This window comes from Azoarcus sp. PA01 (genome assembly GCA_001274695.2).
Classification (GTDB): Bacteria; Pseudomonadota; Gammaproteobacteria; order Burkholderiales; family Rhodocyclaceae; genus Aromatoleum.
Genome location: LARU01000002.1, coordinates 438217 through 454720, shown reverse-complemented (window position 1 = coordinate 454720; position 16504 = coordinate 438217). Strand labels below are relative to the sequence as shown.

Genomic DNA, 16504 nt, shown 5'->3' with positions numbered 1-16504 from the left:
TTCGGGCAATGCGCTCGCACGAGCAGCTGCGCGCTCTGGCTGATGCCCTTTGATGGCCCTATAGTTCGCAATTTTGTGCCTTGAGGCATCCCACTAAAACCGCAATTCGTACCGGGCACCCCCTATGGATCCCGAAGACAACCCGCTGGTGCTTGTTGTCAATGACGATGACGCCAGTCTGAAAGCCGTCGCCGCGCTGCTTGAAGCGGCGGCCGAGCACCTGCGTTTCACGATCATGACTGCGCGCTCGGGCGAGGACGCGCTGCGGCTGCTTCTCGAGTATGAATTCGCGACGATCCTGCTCGACGTGAACATGCCCGGACTCGACGGATTCGAGACTGCCCGGCTGATTCACAGCCGGCCCCGTTCGGCGGCAATACCGATCATCTTCCTGACTGCTCACCGCTCCGATGAACTCGACCGGATCAGGGGTTACGAGGCCGGCGCCGCCGATTACCTCTTCACCCCGCTCGTCCCGCAGGTGCTGCAGGCAAAAGTGGGGGTGTTCGTCGAGCTGTGCCGGCAACGGCGGGAACTGGAGCGCAAGGCGGCCTTGCTCGCGGATCTCAATCGCGAGCTGCAGGTACAGCGCCTGGAGGATCTGGAGCGGGCCAACGCGGCCCTGCAGGCGGAAGTTGCAGAGCGGCGCGGGGCGGAAAAACTTGCCCGCGAACTCGCGCTTCGGGACACGCTGACGGGTTTTTTCAACCGTCGCTCGCTCAACGACCGTCTCGCCCACGCGATCGCGGTCGCCGGTCGCCAGAAGGACCGCCTCGCGTTGCTGTTTCTGGACCTCGATCGCTTCAAGCACGTCAATGATTCGCTCGGGCACGACAAGGGGGACGAGCTGCTGAAACAGGTCGCTGCGCGCCTGCGTGGTGCGGTGCGGGAGGCTGACACACTGGCCCGGTTCGGCGGGGACGAGTTCATCGTTTTGCTCGAAAACCTGCACGACAGGGACGACGCCGCGCAAGTGGCGATCAAGATCTGCGCCGCGCTGGCGCATCCGTTCGAACTCGGTGCCAGCACGGTGAAAGTGTCGGCGAGTGTCGGGATCAGCCTTTACCCGGATGACGGGACGAGTGCGGGTGGGCTGATGAAGAATGCCGACCTGGCGATGTACGAAGCGAAACAAAGGGGGCGTAACGGCCACGAGTTCTATCGCGAGGAGCTCAACCGTCGGCTCCTGGAACGGATCCGGCACGAGCACGAATTGCAGCAGGCGCTGGAGAACGACGAATTCGAGTTGCACTACCAGCCGAAAGTCAACGTCGCCGACGGGACGATCGCCGGGCTGGAAGCATTGCTGCGCTGGCACCATCCGCAACACGGCTTCCTTTCCGCCGAACAGTTCCTGGGGCTCGCCGAAGAGGTCGGCATGCTCGTGCCGTTGGGCGAATGGGCGCTGCGCGCAGCATGCCGCCAGGCGCGGCAGTGGCAGGACGCGGGATGGCTCAGGGACACCGTGCGAATCGCTGTGAATGTCGCCGAGCCGCAGATCTATTCGGCGCTGCCCGACACGCTCGCGCGCCTGCTCGACGAGCACGAGCTGTCTCCGGCGCATATCGAGCTCGAGATCACCGAAACCTTGCTGATGCGCGACGTGGACCACGCGGCGAGCGTGCTCGCGCAGATCGGCGCGACCGGCGTATCGATCGCGGTCGATGACTTCGGCACCGGCTACTCGTCGCTCGCGATCCTCAAGGCGCTTCCGATCCACATCCTCAAGATCGACCAATCGTTCGTGCGCGATCTGCCGCACGACCGCGACACCCATGCCATCGTCACCGCGATCGTCCAGATGGCTCACGCGATCGGACTCAACGTCATCGCCGAAGGGGTCGAAAACGAAGCGCAGCTCGGCGCGTTGCGCAGGCTGGGGTGCGACGAATACCAGGGGTATCTCTACAGCAAACCGCTGTCGGCGAGCGAGCTGACGAAGAAGTTTCCCGGCGGTAGCGCGAAACGCATGCAGGGCAATGGACGCTGGCGGGCCATGGCGGGCAGCCGCGACACCCAGCTGAGCGTGGTCGGAAAGTAAGCTCCAGCACAGAGAGCATCGAGCAATGTTAAGACGAACGAGTATCACGACGCGCCTGGTCGCCGGGTTTTCCCTGATGCTGGTGGCGACCCTGCTGCTGGGGGTCATGAGCCTGCGCAGCATCCAGGGCCTCGCCGACATGACCGCGAGCATGTACCGGCAACCGTTTACCGTGGCGATCGCGATTCGCGAAGCGGAAACTGAGGCGCTTGTCGCCCAGCAGGTCATGAACACTCTCGTGCACTACGCCGACGCCGCCGAAGTCGAGCGCCTCGAGCAGCAGCTCGAGGTGCGGCGCAAGGACAACGACGCGCGGTTCGCGCTGGTGCGGGAGCGTTACGGTGGCAGCCCCGTCCACCTGGACCGGATCCAGCAGGCGCGGGACGACTGGAAGGCGGTGCGCAACGAGACGATCGCGCTCGTCAAGAGCGGCCGCCGCGCCGAAGCGATCGCCTTGCACGGCGAGCGTTCGGACCTCCTCATCAATGCCCTGCTCGATCGCATGAGAGTCGTCGCGAATTTCTCGGGGGACCGCGCGGCAGCTCAGCAGCAGGCTGCCGGGAACGAGGCCGTGTCCGCCGGGCGCCTGCTCGTCGGCACGCTGGTGCTGATCCTGGCGGCCGGGGCACTCTTGACCTTCGCCGTCACGCGCAGCGTCAACCGCTCGCTGCGACGCGCGGCGGACGAAGTCAAGCGGGTGATCGAAAGCAGTTCGGACAAGGCGCGTGTCGTCGAGGCGATCGGCGCGGGTGACCTGAGCCAGGAGATCGCAGAGTCGAAGCCGCTCAAGATCGATCCGGAGGCTCTGCCGCACGACCAAACCGGCGTCCTGCTCAAGGCCGCGGTGCAATTGAGCACCGTCCAGAACGAGCTTGACCACTCCTTCCGCAACATGACTTCGTCGTTGCGCCAGGCGCGCGCGCAGGCGCGGGACGCGGACTGGCTCAAGAGCGGGCTGAACGAGCTCAACTCGGTGATGCGCGGAGAGCCGGCAACGTCGGAGATCGCCGACAAGGTGCTCGCGTACCTCGTCGAATACCTGAAAGCGGGAGTCGGCGCGCTGTACCTGCTCGACGAGCGCGCGGAGGAACTGAGCCTCGCGGCGAGCTATGCTTTCACGCGGCGCAAGAACCTCGGCGACCGCTTCCGTCTCGGCGAAGGGCTGATCGGGCAGGCCGCCCGGGAGCGCAAGCCGATCTGCCTCGCGAACGTGCCGGCCGACTATCTGCCGATCGCCTCGGCGCTCGGCGAATCCGTGCCGAAAGTCGTCCTCGCGCTGCCTTTGCTGCACGGGACCCGGCTGATCGGCGCGCTCGAGATCGGCACGTTTGCCGAAATGACGGATATCCAGCTCGAGTTCCTGAGCCTGGCACAGGAAACCATCGCGATCGGCCTGAGCGTCAGTCTGTCGCGCCAGCGGATGGCCGAGCTTCTCGAAGAGACCCAGCAGCAGGCCGAAGAACTGCGCGTGCAGCAGGAGGAACTGCAGCAAAGCAACGAGGAGCTCGAAGAACGCGCCCAGATGCTCGAGACGCAGCGCGAAAACATCCGGGCGAAGAACCGGGAGATCAAGCTCGCCGCCGAGGACCTCCGCTTGAAGGCGCAGGAACTCGAGCGCGTCAGTGCGTACAAGTCGCAATTTCTCGCGAACATGTCGCACGAGCTGCGTACGCCGCTCAACAGCCTGATGATTCTGTCCAGCCTGCTGATGCAGAACAAGGACGGCAACCTGAGCGAAAAGCAGATCGAGTTCGCCTCGACGATCCACTCGGCCGGCACTGATCTGCTCGACCTCATCAACGATATTCTCGATCTGTCGAAGATCGAAGCAGGGCGGATCGAATTCGACTTCGCCGATATCGCCGTCGAGGACCTGTCCGCGTCGATGCGCACCCTGTTCCAGTCGCAGGCCGAGCAGAAGCGGATCGCATTCAGCGTGGAAGTGGAGGCGAATGTTCCCCGAACGTTCCACGGCGATTCGCAGCGCGTTCATCAGATATTGAAGAACCTCGTTTCCAACGCACTGAAATTCACCGAGCACGGCGAAGTCAGGCTATGCGTGACTTGCCCTGGCGGGAGCGCGAATCCCCTGCCGGTGCCCGCGATCGCGTTCGCAGTCAGCGATACCGGCATCGGTATTCCGGCCGACAAGCAGCAAGGGATTTTCGATGCCTTCCGCCAAGCCGACGGTTCGATCAGCCGCAAATACGGCGGCACCGGGCTGGGCCTTTCGATTTCGCTCGAGCTCGCGCGCAGGATGCAGGGCGATATCCGCTTGAGCAGCCGCGAAGGCGAAGGCAGCGTGTTCGTCCTGTACCTGCCGCTCGGCGTCGAAAGCGACAAGGCACGGGAGCGGCGCCGTCCGCCCGCCGCGCTGCTCCCGCAGCCGCCGGTGGTCGCGACCGAGCCCGCACTGTCGGTCCGTTCCGCAAAAGCCGAAGAACCCTGTCACTCGAACGCCGGCGACCGGAGCATCCTGGTCGTCGAGGATGACCACGAGTTCGCGAAGATCCTGCAGGAAACGATCCGGGAGCGCGGGTTCTCCGTCCTCGTCGCCGAGAGCGGGGAGAAGGGACTCGAACTCGCGGAGCGGGAGCTGCCGAGCGCGATCATCCTCGACGTGATGCTGCCCGGCATCGACGGCTGGAACGTGATGCGCAGCCTGAAGGACAATCCGCGCACCCGCCACATCCCGGTGCATTTCCTCACCTGTCTCGAGGAGCGGCAAAAAGCTTTGAGTATGGCGGCGATCGGCTTCGCGACAAAGCCCGTCAACAGCGACCAGCTGAACGACGTCCTCGCGGCGATCGAACGCTCGATGACGAAGTCGGTCAAGCGGCTCCTCGTCGTCGAGGACGACCAGAACGAGGCATACAGCATCGTCGCGCTGCTCGACGACAAGGACGTCGAGATCTCGGTGGCCGCTTCGGGCCGCGAAGCGGTCGATCTGCTGGCCTCCGAAACCTTCGATTGCGTCGTCCTCGACCTGGGACTGCCGGAGATGTCCGGTTTCGACCTGCTCGATCACATGCAGGCAATGGAACGCGGCGAGCGCGTTCCGGTCGTCATCCACTCCGGCCGCGAGCTGAGCGAGGATGACGAGCGCCGGCTGCGGCGCTATGCTGAAAGCATTGTCATCAAGGGCGCGAAGAGTCCCGAGCGCCTGATCAACGAAGTGACCCTGTTCCTGCACCAGGTCGAAACGCGGCTGCCCGTCAACAAGCGGCGCATGATCCGCGCGGCACTCGACAAGGAGGCGATGCTCGAAGGCAGAAAGGTCCTGCTGGTCGATGACGACATGCGCAACCTGTTCTCGCTGTCGAGCGTGCTCGCCGAAAAGGACATGGTCGTGATCGAGGCGGACAACGGGCGCAAGGCGCTGGCTCGCCTCGAAGAGCATCCGGACGTGTCGATCGTGCTCATGGACATCATGATGCCGGAAACCGACGGCTATGCCGCGATGCGCGAAATCCGCCGCAATCCGCGCTTCAGCCAGCTCCCGGTGATCGCGATGACCGCGAAGGCGATGAAGGGCGATTACGAGAAGTGCCTCGAGGCCGGAGCGAGCGACTACATCGCCAAGCCGATAGATGTCGACAAGCTGTTTTCGCTGATTCGGGTGTGGATGTACCAGCGTGTCTGAGTGGGGCCCCGCGCAACCGGATCTGCAAGAGGTGGAAATGCGCCTGCTGCTCGAGGGAATCGAGCAGGTGTACGGCTACGACTTCCGCGACTATGCCGAAGCCTCGATTCGGCGCCGCCTCGTGCACTGGCTCGCCGAATCCGGGTTCGAGACGTTTTCGCTGGCCCAGTCACGGGTGCTGCGCGATCGCCGCGTCTTCGACTCGCTGCTGCGCGGCATCACGATCAACGTCACCGAGATGTTCCGCGACCCCGCCTTCTTCAGGATGGTGCGCACGAAAGTCGTTCCCTTCCTCCGGACCTATCCGTTCGTCAAGATCTGGCACGCAGGCTGCGCCACCGGCGAGGAAGCCTACTCGATGGCGATCCTGCTCAACGAGGAGGGGATGGCGGGGCGCTACCGGATCTACGCGACCGACATCAACGAGGCGATCCTCGAGCGTGCGCAGGAAGGCATCCTGTCGGTCGCCAGCATGCAGCTGTTCACCCGCAACTACCAGTTGAGCGGCGGCGCCGCGTCTTTCGCGGATTACTACACGGCGCGCTACGAGCATGCGCTCCTGTCCCCGGCGTTGCGAAAAAATATCGTCTTCGCGCCGCACAACCTCGCGACCGACGGCGAATTCGGCGAAATGAACATGATCCTGTGCCGCAACGTCATGATCTATTTCAAGCCGCCGCTCAAGGAACGCTGCCTGCGCCTGTTCGACGACAGTCTCCCGCCCGGGGGATTTCTCTGTCTCGGGCTCAAGGAGGTGCTCGAACGGACGAGCATCGAAGCCCGCTTCGCCGAGCTGGACGGTCCCACGCGCATCTACAGGAAGCGTTACGACTGAGCGTCCGGTGCGCCCGGCTCCAACGGCGGGGCGGCAACGGCGAGAGGCGAAGCGGTCCCTTCAGCCCTGATCTTCGATAGGGCGCGTCGCCAGAACGGATCCGTCGGACGACGTGCCCGATGGGCCACGCCCCGCCGGCGTTATGACTTCGTCAATCCCTGCGAAATCGGCATCGAGCCGAGAAAAACGTCTCGTTTTCCCGCAGATCGGCGCTGAAAACGGCCAAAGCTGGCTGCTAGACTGGCGCCCGGTCATCAATCAGCGCACCAACGTTCTGAAGGGAAAGAGCAGGAATGTCATATCTGGCCGACATGCTGTGGCACAGACTCGCCGGCCCGCTGCCGGGAGAGCTGGATAAGTCGGAACTCGGCTACCTCTTCCTTCCGAACCGGCACATGCCGCTTCTGATGCGGCGCCGGGCGACGATGATCGTCAATCGCGTGCGAATGTTCGCGTTTCTGTTCGCCGTGCTCACGCCGCTGTGGAGCGTGATCGACTTCGTCGTCTTTCCGCCGTCACTGTGGGTCGCCCTCGCGCTGATGCGGCTTGTTGCCAGCGCGGCGTTCGCGACCCTGCTGATCTGGTACCGGCCGTCGGGTCACCTGTTCGATGCCTACCGCGCGATTGCGGTCCTGTTTGCAATTCCGACAGCGTTCTATGTCGGTTCGCACACCCTGCTCGGGACGTACCAGCTGTCCGAGCTTTCAGCGGCGATCGGCGCCGGCTACGCTTTCCTGCCCTTCGTGCTGCTCGCGGGCCTGTCGGTTTTTCCGCTGACGCTGATCGAGAACGTGCTGATTTCGAGCCCGATCCTGCTCGCCCAAGCCCTCGCCGGCTATCTGAGCTGGTCGACGCTCAACTGGCCATCTTTTGCCGGCTCGTTCTGGTTGCTGGTGCTGATCACCGGCGTGTCGATGATTGCCGGGATGAGCCAGCTCGCGTTCATGACGGCACTGGTGCGCCAGTCGGTGCGGGATCCCCTGACCGGCGCTTTTTCGCGCGGCAGCGGCGAAGAAATGCTCGAACTGCAACTGGGTATCGCCAATCGCAACCAGGCGCCGCTCACGGTCGCCTTCATCGACGTCGATCACTTCAAAAGCATCAACGATCGCTTCGGCCATGAAGCGGGCGACAAGGTCCTGATCACGCTCGCGACGCACATCACCGCCGCGCTGCGCCGCGTCGACATCCTGGTGCGCTGGGGCGGCGAAGAATTCGTCGTCATCATGCCGAACACCGATCTGGCAAAAGCGCGAACGGCGATCGATCGCCTGTGCAGGCTCGGTCTCGGTACCGCCCCGGACGGCACTCCGGTGACTGCCAGCATCGGCTTGGCCGAGCGCCGCACTGAAGGTACGGGCGACTGGAAAGCGTTGGTCGAGAAAGCCGACCAGCGGATGTATCACGCCAAGCACAACGGGCGCGACCAGGTCTGCTTCGGCTCCTGTTAGAACGGAGGCCGCCCGCGCGCGGGGGCGATCGCACGAGGGGTGCCCGCAGCGCCGCTTCAGCAGCGTGTGCCGATGCGGTGCGGAGGGCGCCGGGCGCTGTGCTAACATTCCCCGCTTCTCTTGCGTACACCGGGCACGGTGGGAGCGCTCGTGCCATTCCGAACGGAAGAATCATGCGCATTTTGGTGAGTAACGACGACGGTTATTTTGCTCCGGGGATCGCCGCCCTCGCTGAGGCGCTGCAGGAAGTCGGGAAGGTCACGGTGGTGGCGCCGGAGCGTGACCGGAGCGGCGCAAGCAATTCATTGACACTCGATCGCCCGTTGTCACTGCGGCAGGCCGCTAACGGTTTCCATTTCGTCAACGGCACGCCGACCGACTGTGTGCACCTGGCGGTCACCGGCATGCTCGATCACCTCCCGGACATGGTCGTGTCGGGGGTCAATCACGGCGCGAACATGGGCGACGACACGATTTATTCGGGCACGGTCGCGGCTGCGACGGAAGGATTCCTGCTCGGAGTGCCGGCGATTGCGGTATCGCTCGTGAGCAAGGCGGCGACCGATTTTTCGGCGGCTGCGCGGGTCGCGCGCGATCTCGCCGCCCGATTCACACGCGTCCCTTTCCGGCACCCGGTATTGCTGAACGTGAATGTCCCGGACCGCCCCTATGAAGAGCTGCGCGGCATCCGCGTCACGAGACTGGGCAAGCGCCACAAGGCCGAACCGGTGATCCGCAGCACGACTCCGCGCAACGAGACCGTCTATTGGGTGGGCGCGGCCGGGCAGGCTGCGGACGCGGGTGAGGGGACCGACTTCCAGGCGGTGGCTGAAGGCTTCGTTTCCGTCACCCCGTTACAGATCGACCTTACCCACAACGGCCTCATTTCCAGCGTCGCAGAATGGGTCAATAGATGAACATGCGCTCCCCGGACCCCGGGCAGGCTTCGAGCCGCGCCCGTGCGCGCATGGTCGAGCGGCTCCGGGCGCAGGGGATTGCCGATGAGAAAGTGCTCGCGGCGATGATGCAGATCCCCCGCCACGCGTTTGTCGATGAAGGACTCGCCTTCAGCGCCTACGACGACACGGCGCTGCCGATCGGATACCAGCAGACGATTTCGCAGCCGCTGGTGGTCGCGCGCATGATCGAGATCCTGCGTGCCGGCCGCGAACTGGGACGGACGCTCGAAGTCGGCGCCGGCTGCGGCTACCAGGCCGCGGTACTGTCCCTCGTGGCCACCGAAGTGTATGCGGTCGAGCGCATTCGCCCCCTTCTCGACCGGGCACGCGAAAACCTGCGGCCGTTGCGACTGCCGAACGTTCGCCTCAAATACGCCGACGGCAATCTGGGATTGCCCGAAGCTGCTCCTTTTGACACCATTATCGTGGCTGCCGCTGCGGCCGGCATTCCGGGCTCGCTGAAGGAGCAACTCGCTCCGGGCGGGCGGCTGATGATCCCGCTCGGGACCGCCGACCAGCGTCTCGTGATGACCGAGCGGCACGGCAATATTTTCAGGGAAAGCCGGTTCGAAGCAGTGCGCTTCGTCCCCTTGCTCACTGGTACGGAATGATCGATTCAGTAAAATCCGCTTCGTCGAAGTTTTTCGGCCCCGTGCTTCTCGCTGCGCTGCTGTCGGCATGCGCAGCGACAGGCCCGGCTCCTGTCCGCGACACGACGCCTCCTCCCGCGACCCAGGCTCCCTCGGAGGCCCCCACCAACGGTGCGAAGCAGCCCGTTCATGTGGTCCGGCCGGGCGACACCTTGATGGGAATCGCGCGGCTGTATGGGGTGACAGCAAAGGATCTGATCGTCTGGAACAATTTGACGGATCCGAATCAAATACATGTGGGCCGCGAATTGCTCGTCGGCCCCCGGCCGATGCGGTGGCGCAGTCGATCCCGATCGGCGACCCCGTGGACGTGCAGCCGGTGAAGCCGGGGAGCAACGGCAACGGCGTCGTGGTCAAGCAGGAGCCGAAAGGTGGAAAGCAGCCTTATAGCGACGAAGCGTGGGCTTCGGTGCAGCCTCGCTCGACCCTGCCTCCGGTCGTGCCGCCAGCCGCCCCGGAAGCGGACAGGACGGTGGCGGCCGATCCCGTATGGCTATGGCCGGTAAGTGGCCAGGTCATCGGCACGTTCGACGAAGCCGCCAACAAGGGGCTCGATATCGCCGGCAAGCCGGGTGATCCGGTGATTGCTTCGGCGGGAGGCAAGGTAGTCTATTCGGGCAGCGGCTTGCGCGGCTATGGAAAACTGGTCATCATCAAGCACGACGCGAACTATCTCACGGCCTACGCGCACAACCAGCAGCTGCTGGTCAAGGAAGGGGAGTCGGTTACCAAGGGTCAGAGAATCGCAGAGCTCGGAAGTACCGATGCGGATCGCCCGAAGCTGCACTTCGAGATTCGCAAGCAGGGACGTCCGGTCGATCCGATGAAATATCTGCCTGCACGCTAACGAGGAGGCTATGTACGATCCGGTGAGTCGTGACGATATGGATAGTCAGGAGCCGGATCTGCCCCCCGAGGTGGAGGTGTTCGTCGAGCGGGTCGCGCCCGCATTCGAGAACGAGTTTCTCAGCGACGTCACCCAGATCTACCTGAACGAGATCGGGGCGAATCCGCTGCTGACGGCAGCCGAAGAGGCTGCGCTTGCGCGAAGAGTGCGTACCGGCGATTTTTCCGCTCGCCAGATCATGATCGAGCGCAATTTGCGCCTGGTCGTCAACATCGCGAAACATTACCTCAATCGCGGCATCCCGCTGCTCGATCTGGTCGAGGAGGGAAATCTCGGCCTGATGCATGCGCTCGAGAAATTCGACCCCGAGCGCGGCTTCCGCTTCTCGACCTACGCAACTTGGTGGATTCGTCAGAACATCGAGCGGGCGATCATGAACCAGTCGCGCACGATCCGCCTGCCCGTGCACGTGGTCAAGGAGCTGAATCAGGTATTGCGCGCGCAGCGCAACCTCGAAGCGTCGGGCAACGGCGAATTCACGCTCGAGCAGGTCGCTCATCGTCTCGACAAGTCGGTCGAGGAGGTGCGCGCGATCCTCGCCCTGAGCGAGCACACCGCGTCGCTCGACGCGCCGCTCGAGATCGACCCGACTCTTTCGATCGGCGAATCGCTCGCCGACGATCAGGCCGAGCCTCCCGACACCCACATCCAGGATGCGGAGGTCGAGCGGCTGATCCAGGAATGGATCGGGATGTTGAATGAAAAGCAGCGCCTCGTGATCCGGCATCGATACGGGCTCGACGAATGCGAGGTCATGACGCTCGAGGAACTCGCGTCGCGGCTGTGCCTGACGCGCGAGCGGGTGCGCCAGATCCAGCTCGAGGCGCTGGGCCAGTTGCGAAGGACCGTCAAACGGCGCGGCATTTCGCGGGACGAACTGCTGTAGGCCCGTCCCGCCGGCGTTCGTTCACGGGGCGTGGGCGGTTTCAGCCGTTTGCTGGGCACGCAAGGCCTGCGACAGCTCGAACACGGCCATCGCGTAGAAGCTGCTCTTGTTGTAGCGCGTAATCGTGTAGAAGTTCTGGTAGCCGAGCCAGTATTCGGTTCCAGTGTCGGGCGTCGCCAGGTCGACGAGGGTCGCGGGTGTCGCGCGTAACGTGCCATCGAGGCCCGTCACGCCGGCTTGGGCCAGTTGTTCCGGCGTGAGCGCGGGCTTGATGCCTGCGTCGATCAGCGCCTGCAAGTCGCTTTCGGGCGTGACGCGCGCCGGCTCCGCTACCGGTTCACCCCGCACCCAGCCGTGTTCGGCGAGGTAGCGCGCGACGCTGCCGATCGCGTCGGTCGGTTCCAGATCGAAGTCGATGCCGCCGCTGCGATCGAAATCGACGCCGTAGCTGCGGATGCTGCTGGGCAGGAACTGCGGGTAGCCGATCGCCCCGGCATACGAGCCGTAGTAGCTGAAAAGGTCGCGTTGCTGCTCGCGTGCCAGCAGGAACAGGTTTTCGAGCTCGCGCAGGAACAGCGGCGCCCGTGGCGGATAGTCGAACGCCAGCGTTGTCAGCGCCGACAACGTCTCGAAATTTCCCGTATTGCGGCCGTAGTGGGTTTCGACACCGATGATCGCGACGACGATTTCCGGAGGCACCCCGTAACGTTCGTGCGCCGCCTGCAAAGTCGCCGCATGCTCCCGCCAGAACGCGACGCCGCCATCGATGCGGGACGAATCGAGAAAGCGGGCGCGGTAGCGTCGCCACGAGCGGACGCCGGGCGAGCCCGACGGACTGATCAGCCGGATGACGTCAGGGTCGTGGCGGGCGCGGTCGAGCGCCGCGAGCAGTTCCCCGCCGTCGAAGCCGTGTTTTTCCTCCATTGCGCGGACGAACGTCCTGACCTCCTCGCGCTGGACGTACGACGCATCGGCGAGCGCGGTGCCCGAAAGGAGAGTGAGCGCGAGGAGCGGGGTGACGAAGCGTTGTTTCATTTGTGTCTCGGTGTCTCGGTGTCTGGGTAGCGGAAATCCATGGTCACCCCTGTCCGGGCCAGAAAAACCAGCGGGTCGACAATATGCGCTGCGCGCACGCAGGGCGGAACCGCTTGAGTTGCCGGTGTAAAGTCGCGGGGCCGCCCGAGGACGGGAACGGCCGCGATAGCTTCGCCCGGCAGAGGGCGGCGGGGCCGTGAAGCATGGGGCGGCGCACTGTGAAATTGACCGGGAAGCGGTGATAATAGACGACAAAGATCATCAGGCTGCGCCCGACGCAGGCGACGAAACGGCTCGAAAGCCCGGCCGGGGTGATATCGCCTGCAATGAGTGAGGGGAGGGATATGACGACGACGGCGTTCATTACGCACCGGGAATGCTGGCTGCACGATATGGGGACGTTCCACCCGGAATGCTCCGACCGGCTTGCGGCGATCAATGACCGCCTGATCGCAGCCGGCCTCGACCTCTATCTCTCATTCTACGACGCGCCCCAGGCGACGCCCGAGCAGATCACTCGCGCCCACCCGGCCGCGTACCTCGAAGAGCTGATGAACAGCGTGCCCGAGCATGGCATCCGCCACCTCGATCCCGATACCGCGATGAATCCCGAGACCATGAAAGCCGCGTTGCGTTCGGCCGGAGCGGGCGTGCTGGCGACGGATCTGGTGCTGAAGGGCGAGATCGAGAACGCGTTCTGCGCGGTGCGCCCGCCCGGGCATCATGCGGAACGCGCGCGGGCGATGGGATTTTGCTTCCTCAACAATGTCGCGATCGCGGCGCGCCACGCGCTCGAAGCGCATGGCCTGGAGCGCGTGGCGATCGTCGATTTCGACGTTCACCACGGTAACGGTACCGAGGACATTTTCCGTGACGATCCCCGGGTGATGATGGCGAGCATTTTCCAGCATCCGTTCTATCCGTACAGCGGCGCGGACTGCACCGCGACACACATGGTCAACGTGCCGGTCCCCGCCGGTGCGCGCGGGGACACTTTCCGCCAGATCGTCAGCGACCTGTGGATCCCCGCGCTGAGGAACCACAACCCGCAGATGATCTTCATCTCCGCGGGTTTCGACGGGCATTACGAAGACGACATGGGATCGCTCGGTCTGGTCGAGTCCGACTATGTCTGGGCGACGCAGCAGGTCAAGGCGCTTGCGGCGGACTGCGGACACAAGAACATCGTTTCGGTCCTCGAAGGGGGATACGCGCTGTCTTCGCTCGCCCGTTCGGTGGTTGCGCATATCAAGGCGCTGGCCGATCTCTGATGGGGCGCATGCGCGGCGCTCCATGCCCGCGCCAGGGTGGTCGTCTGCCGTCGATCGGGTAGAATCAGCGTTTTTAATCTTTCGGCCACTTCCATGATTACCGGATCGATTGTCGCCATCGTCACGCCGATGCATGAGGATGGCAGCCTGGACTACCCCCGACTGCGCAATTTGATCGACTTCCACGTGGCCGAAGGCACCGACGGGATCGTGGTCGTCGGCACTACCGGGGAATCGCCGACGGTCAACGTCGAGGAGCACTGCGAACTCATCCGCACGACGGTCGAGCATGCCGACGGACGCATCCCGGTGATCGCCGGCGCCGGCGCCAACTCGACAGCCGAAGCCATCGAACTGGCCCGTTTTGCACAGGAGGCGGGGGCGGTCGCGCAGCTTTCGGTCGTCCCGTATTACAACCGGCCGACCCAGGAAGGCCTTTACCGGCACTTCCGTTCGATTGCCGAAGCGGTCGAACTGCCGCTGATCCTTTATAACGTGCCGGGGCGCACCGTCGCCGATCTGTCGAACGACACGACGCTGCGCCTCGCAGAGATCCCGAACATCATCGGCATCAAGGACGCGACAGGCAGCATCGACCGCGCCTGCGACCTGATCGAGCGCGCGCCCAAGGATTTCGCCCTCTACACCGGCGACGACATGACGGCGGCCGCTTTCATCCTTCTCGGCGGTCACGGCACGATTTCGGTCACCGCGAACGTCGCGCCGCGCGCAATGCACGAGATGTGCGCCGCGGCCCTCGCGGGAGATGCGCTGAAGGCGCGCGAGATCAACGCGCGCCTCGTCGGCCTGCATCGCGATCTCTTCTGCGAAGCCAACCCGATTCCGGTCAAGTGGGCGGTTGCCCGCATGGGCCTGATCGAGTCGGGCCTGCGCCTTCCGCTGACCCCGCTGTCGTCCGGCTCGCAGGAGCGCGTGCTGCTCGCGATGCGTCGTGCCGGCGTGAACGTTTGAATCTTCAGGACTTTCGGAAACTCATGAATCGCAGCGTCCGCACCTCGGCTTCACTTCTCGCCCTTTCACTCGCCCTGGCCGGATGCTCCGGCTCACTGGTCGAATCGAAGAAGATCGACTATAAAAGTGCGCGCCAGTTGCCGCCGCTCGAAATCCCTCCCGACCTCACCGCGCCGACGCGTGACGACCGCTACGCCGTGCCGGACGTCTCGCCGCGCGGCGTCGCGACCTATTCGGCCTATACCAATGATCGCGCCGCGCAGCCGCAGGTAACGGCGACCGAAGACGTGCTGCCTGCAGTGCAGAGCATGCGCGTCGAACGTGCCGGGACGCAGCGCTGGCTCGTCGTTCCGGGGACGCCGGACGTGCTGTGGCCGCAAGTCAAGGATTTCTGGCTCGAACTCGGCTTCGTCGTGAATATCGAGCGCCCGCAAGTCGGCGTGATGGAAACCGATTGGGCCGAGGACCGGGCGAAGATTCCGCAGGACTTCCTGCGCTCGGCGATCGGCGGCGTGCTCGACGGGTTGTTCTCGACGCCGGAACGGGACAAGTTCCGCACCCGCCTCGAGCGGGGCAAGGAACCGAACACGGTTGAAATCTATATCAGCCATCGCGGAATGGTGGAGATTTATCCCACCGAAGCGAAAGACACGACGATCTGGCAGCCCCGGGCAGCCGACCCGGACCTCGAGGCCGAGATGCTGCGCCGCCTGATGGTGCGGCTCGGCGCGAAGGAAGAGCGCGCGCAGGCAATCCTGGCCGCGGCTCCGGAGGCTGAGCGCGCAACGCTGCAGACGGCCGGCGGGAAAGCGAGCCTGGCGATGCAGGAGTCTTTCGATCGCGCATGGCGGCGGGTCGGTCTCGCGCTGGACCGCATCGGTTTTACCGTCGAGGATCGCGACCGTTCGAAGGGCCTGTATTTCGTGCGCTACGTCGACCCGGAAGTCGATGTCGAGTCGAAGAAGTCCGAAGGCTTCCTGGCGAAGCTGGCGTTCTGGCGCGGCAAGGACGAAGTCGCGACAAGCGGCAGCGAATATCGCCTGCGGGTGCAGGGGGAAGAGGATGCGTCGGTGATCACCGTGATGACGCGCGAAGGCGGAGAAGATTCGTCGGCCACGGCGCGCAAGATTCTCACTCTGTTGCAGGAGCAACTGCGTTGAGGTGTGGCGCCACCCCGGCGGGGTGACCCGGCGCGCTGCGAAGCGCTTTCCAGGACCCGTGAAAAAGCCGGCTCGCGCCGGCTTTTTCGTTGCGCAACAGCGCGTTACTTCTGAACGGCTTCCTTCGTTGCTTCGACAGCCGCTTCGGCGCCTTCCTTGGCTGCTGCGACGGCTTGTTCGGCGCCTTCCTTGGCGGCTTCGACCGCATCGGCCGCGCCTTCCTTGGCGTTTTCCACGGCTTCCTTCGCGGCTTCCTCGACTGCGGCTGCCGGGGCTGCTTCCTGCGCGGGAGCGGGAGGAGCGGCCGGCTCTTCCGTCTTGCCGCATGCGGACAGGGCGAAGGCGAGCAGGGCAGCGACGAGGAGCGATTGTTTCATGTCTGGTTTCCTTATTAGATAGAGGTGATGACAGCAGTTGATCCGCCTGGGCTGCAGATCGTCAAAACGATTATGCAAGCGGTAGACCAATGGAAATTCTAGCATGTCAATGTCGCAATCACTCGTAATGTGTTGCAGTGCCGCAGCGGGAAAAACGGCAGGATTGCGCACCGCACAAGGGCTGCCGCCGGGTGTTTCGATTTGTATGGGCGGTCGAGCAAGACCATCGGATGTCGGCTGCAGAAAGTTTTACTGCCCGAGGTGCAGCGCTGGGAAAAGTACCGCGGAGAGACGTAAAATCAGCAAATTTTGGCGGA

At 64.2% G+C, this 16504-nt stretch carries 13 protein-coding genes and 1 pseudogene; 11 read left to right on the top strand and 3 right to left on the bottom strand.

Annotated elements, in window-relative coordinates; genetic code table 11:
• Positions 1 to 124: 124 nt before the first annotated feature.
• The 8 genes and pseudogenes from PA01_03100 (at position 125) to rpoS (ending at position 11372) form a co-directional block, all read left to right on the top strand.
• On the top strand, positions 125 to 2041 hold the full coding sequence (locus PA01_03100; protein ID KON80751.1) for an EAL domain-containing protein: 1917 nt from the start codon (positions 125 to 127) through the stop codon (positions 2039 to 2041).
• 25 nt (positions 2042 to 2066) lie between these two features.
• Complete coding sequence (locus PA01_03095) at positions 2067 to 5684, top strand: response regulator (protein KON80750.1); 3618 nt, start codon at positions 2067 to 2069, stop codon at positions 5682 to 5684.
• A gap of 37 nt (positions 5685 to 5721) precedes the next feature.
• Positions 5722 to 6519, top strand: a complete 798-nt coding sequence (locus PA01_03090; GenBank protein KON82271.1) for a protein-glutamate O-methyltransferase CheR — start codon at positions 5722 to 5724, stop codon at positions 6517 to 6519.
• Positions 6520 to 6812: 293 nt separating this feature from the next.
• Positions 6813 to 7970: a GGDEF domain-containing protein gene (locus PA01_03085; GenBank protein ID KON80749.1), complete on the top strand. Its 1158-nt coding sequence runs from the start codon at positions 6813 to 6815 to the stop codon at positions 7968 to 7970.
• A 173-nt stretch (positions 7971 to 8143) separates the two neighbouring features.
• Positions 8144 to 8887, top strand: a complete 744-nt coding sequence (gene surE / locus PA01_03080) for a 5'/3'-nucleotidase SurE (GenBank protein KON80748.1) — start codon at positions 8144 to 8146, stop codon at positions 8885 to 8887.
• Positions 8884 to 9540 (top strand): protein-L-isoaspartate(D-aspartate) O-methyltransferase, encoded by a 657-nt coding sequence (locus PA01_03075; GenBank protein KON82270.2) that lies wholly within the window; start codon positions 8884 to 8886, stop codon positions 9538 to 9540. The genes surE and PA01_03075 overlap by 4 nt, the downstream gene beginning before the upstream one ends.
• Positions 9537 to 10426, top strand: a pseudogene (locus PA01_03070) (peptidoglycan DD-metalloendopeptidase family protein). Before PA01_03075 ends, PA01_03070 begins: the two are co-directional and overlap by 4 nt.
• 10 nt (positions 10427 to 10436) lie before the next feature.
• Positions 10437 to 11372 carry an RNA polymerase sigma factor RpoS gene (gene rpoS, locus PA01_03065; protein KON80747.1) on the top strand — a complete coding sequence of 312 codons (936 nt, stop codon included), beginning with the start codon at positions 10437 to 10439 and terminating at the stop codon, positions 11370 to 11372.
• A gap of 21 nt (positions 11373 to 11393) precedes the next feature.
• On the opposite strand, the gene mltB is transcribed toward rpoS, so the two are convergent.
• Together mltB and PA01_18520 are read right to left on the bottom strand one after the other, a co-directional pair.
• Positions 11394 to 12407, bottom strand: a complete 1014-nt coding sequence (gene mltB, locus PA01_03060) for a lytic murein transglycosylase B (GenBank protein ID KON80746.1) — start codon at positions 12405 to 12407, stop codon at positions 11394 to 11396.
• Between the two features lie 43 nt (positions 12408 to 12450).
• Positions 12451 to 12771, bottom strand: a complete 321-nt coding sequence (locus PA01_18520) for a hypothetical protein (GenBank protein KAI5913022.1) — start codon at positions 12769 to 12771, stop codon at positions 12451 to 12453.
• On the opposite strand from PA01_18520, the gene PA01_03055 reads away from it, so the two are divergent.
• The 3 genes from PA01_03055 (at position 12752) to bamC (ending at position 15810) form a co-directional block, all read left to right on the top strand.
• On the top strand, positions 12752 to 13678 hold the full coding sequence (locus tag PA01_03055; GenBank protein KON80745.1) for a histone deacetylase family protein: 927 nt from the start codon (positions 12752 to 12754) through the stop codon (positions 13676 to 13678). The two genes, PA01_18520 and PA01_03055, sit on opposite strands and share 20 nt — an antisense overlap.
• A 93-nt stretch (positions 13679 to 13771) precedes the next feature.
• Positions 13772 to 14650 (top strand): 4-hydroxy-tetrahydrodipicolinate synthase, encoded by an 879-nt coding sequence (dapA, locus tag PA01_03050; protein KON80744.1) that lies wholly within the window; start codon positions 13772 to 13774, stop codon positions 14648 to 14650.
• Between the two features lie 23 nt (positions 14651 to 14673).
• Positions 14674 to 15810 carry an outer membrane protein assembly factor BamC gene (bamC, locus tag PA01_03045; GenBank protein ID KON80743.1) on the top strand — a complete coding sequence of 379 codons (1137 nt, stop codon included), beginning with the start codon at positions 14674 to 14676 and terminating at the stop codon, positions 15808 to 15810.
• Positions 15811 to 15914: 104 nt separating this feature from the next.
• On the opposite strand, the gene PA01_18515 is transcribed toward bamC, so the two are convergent.
• Positions 15915 to 16358: a hypothetical protein gene (locus PA01_18515; protein KON80742.2), complete on the bottom strand. Its 444-nt coding sequence runs from the start codon at positions 16356 to 16358 to the stop codon at positions 15915 to 15917.
• Between the last annotated feature and the right edge of the window lie 146 nt (positions 16359 to 16504).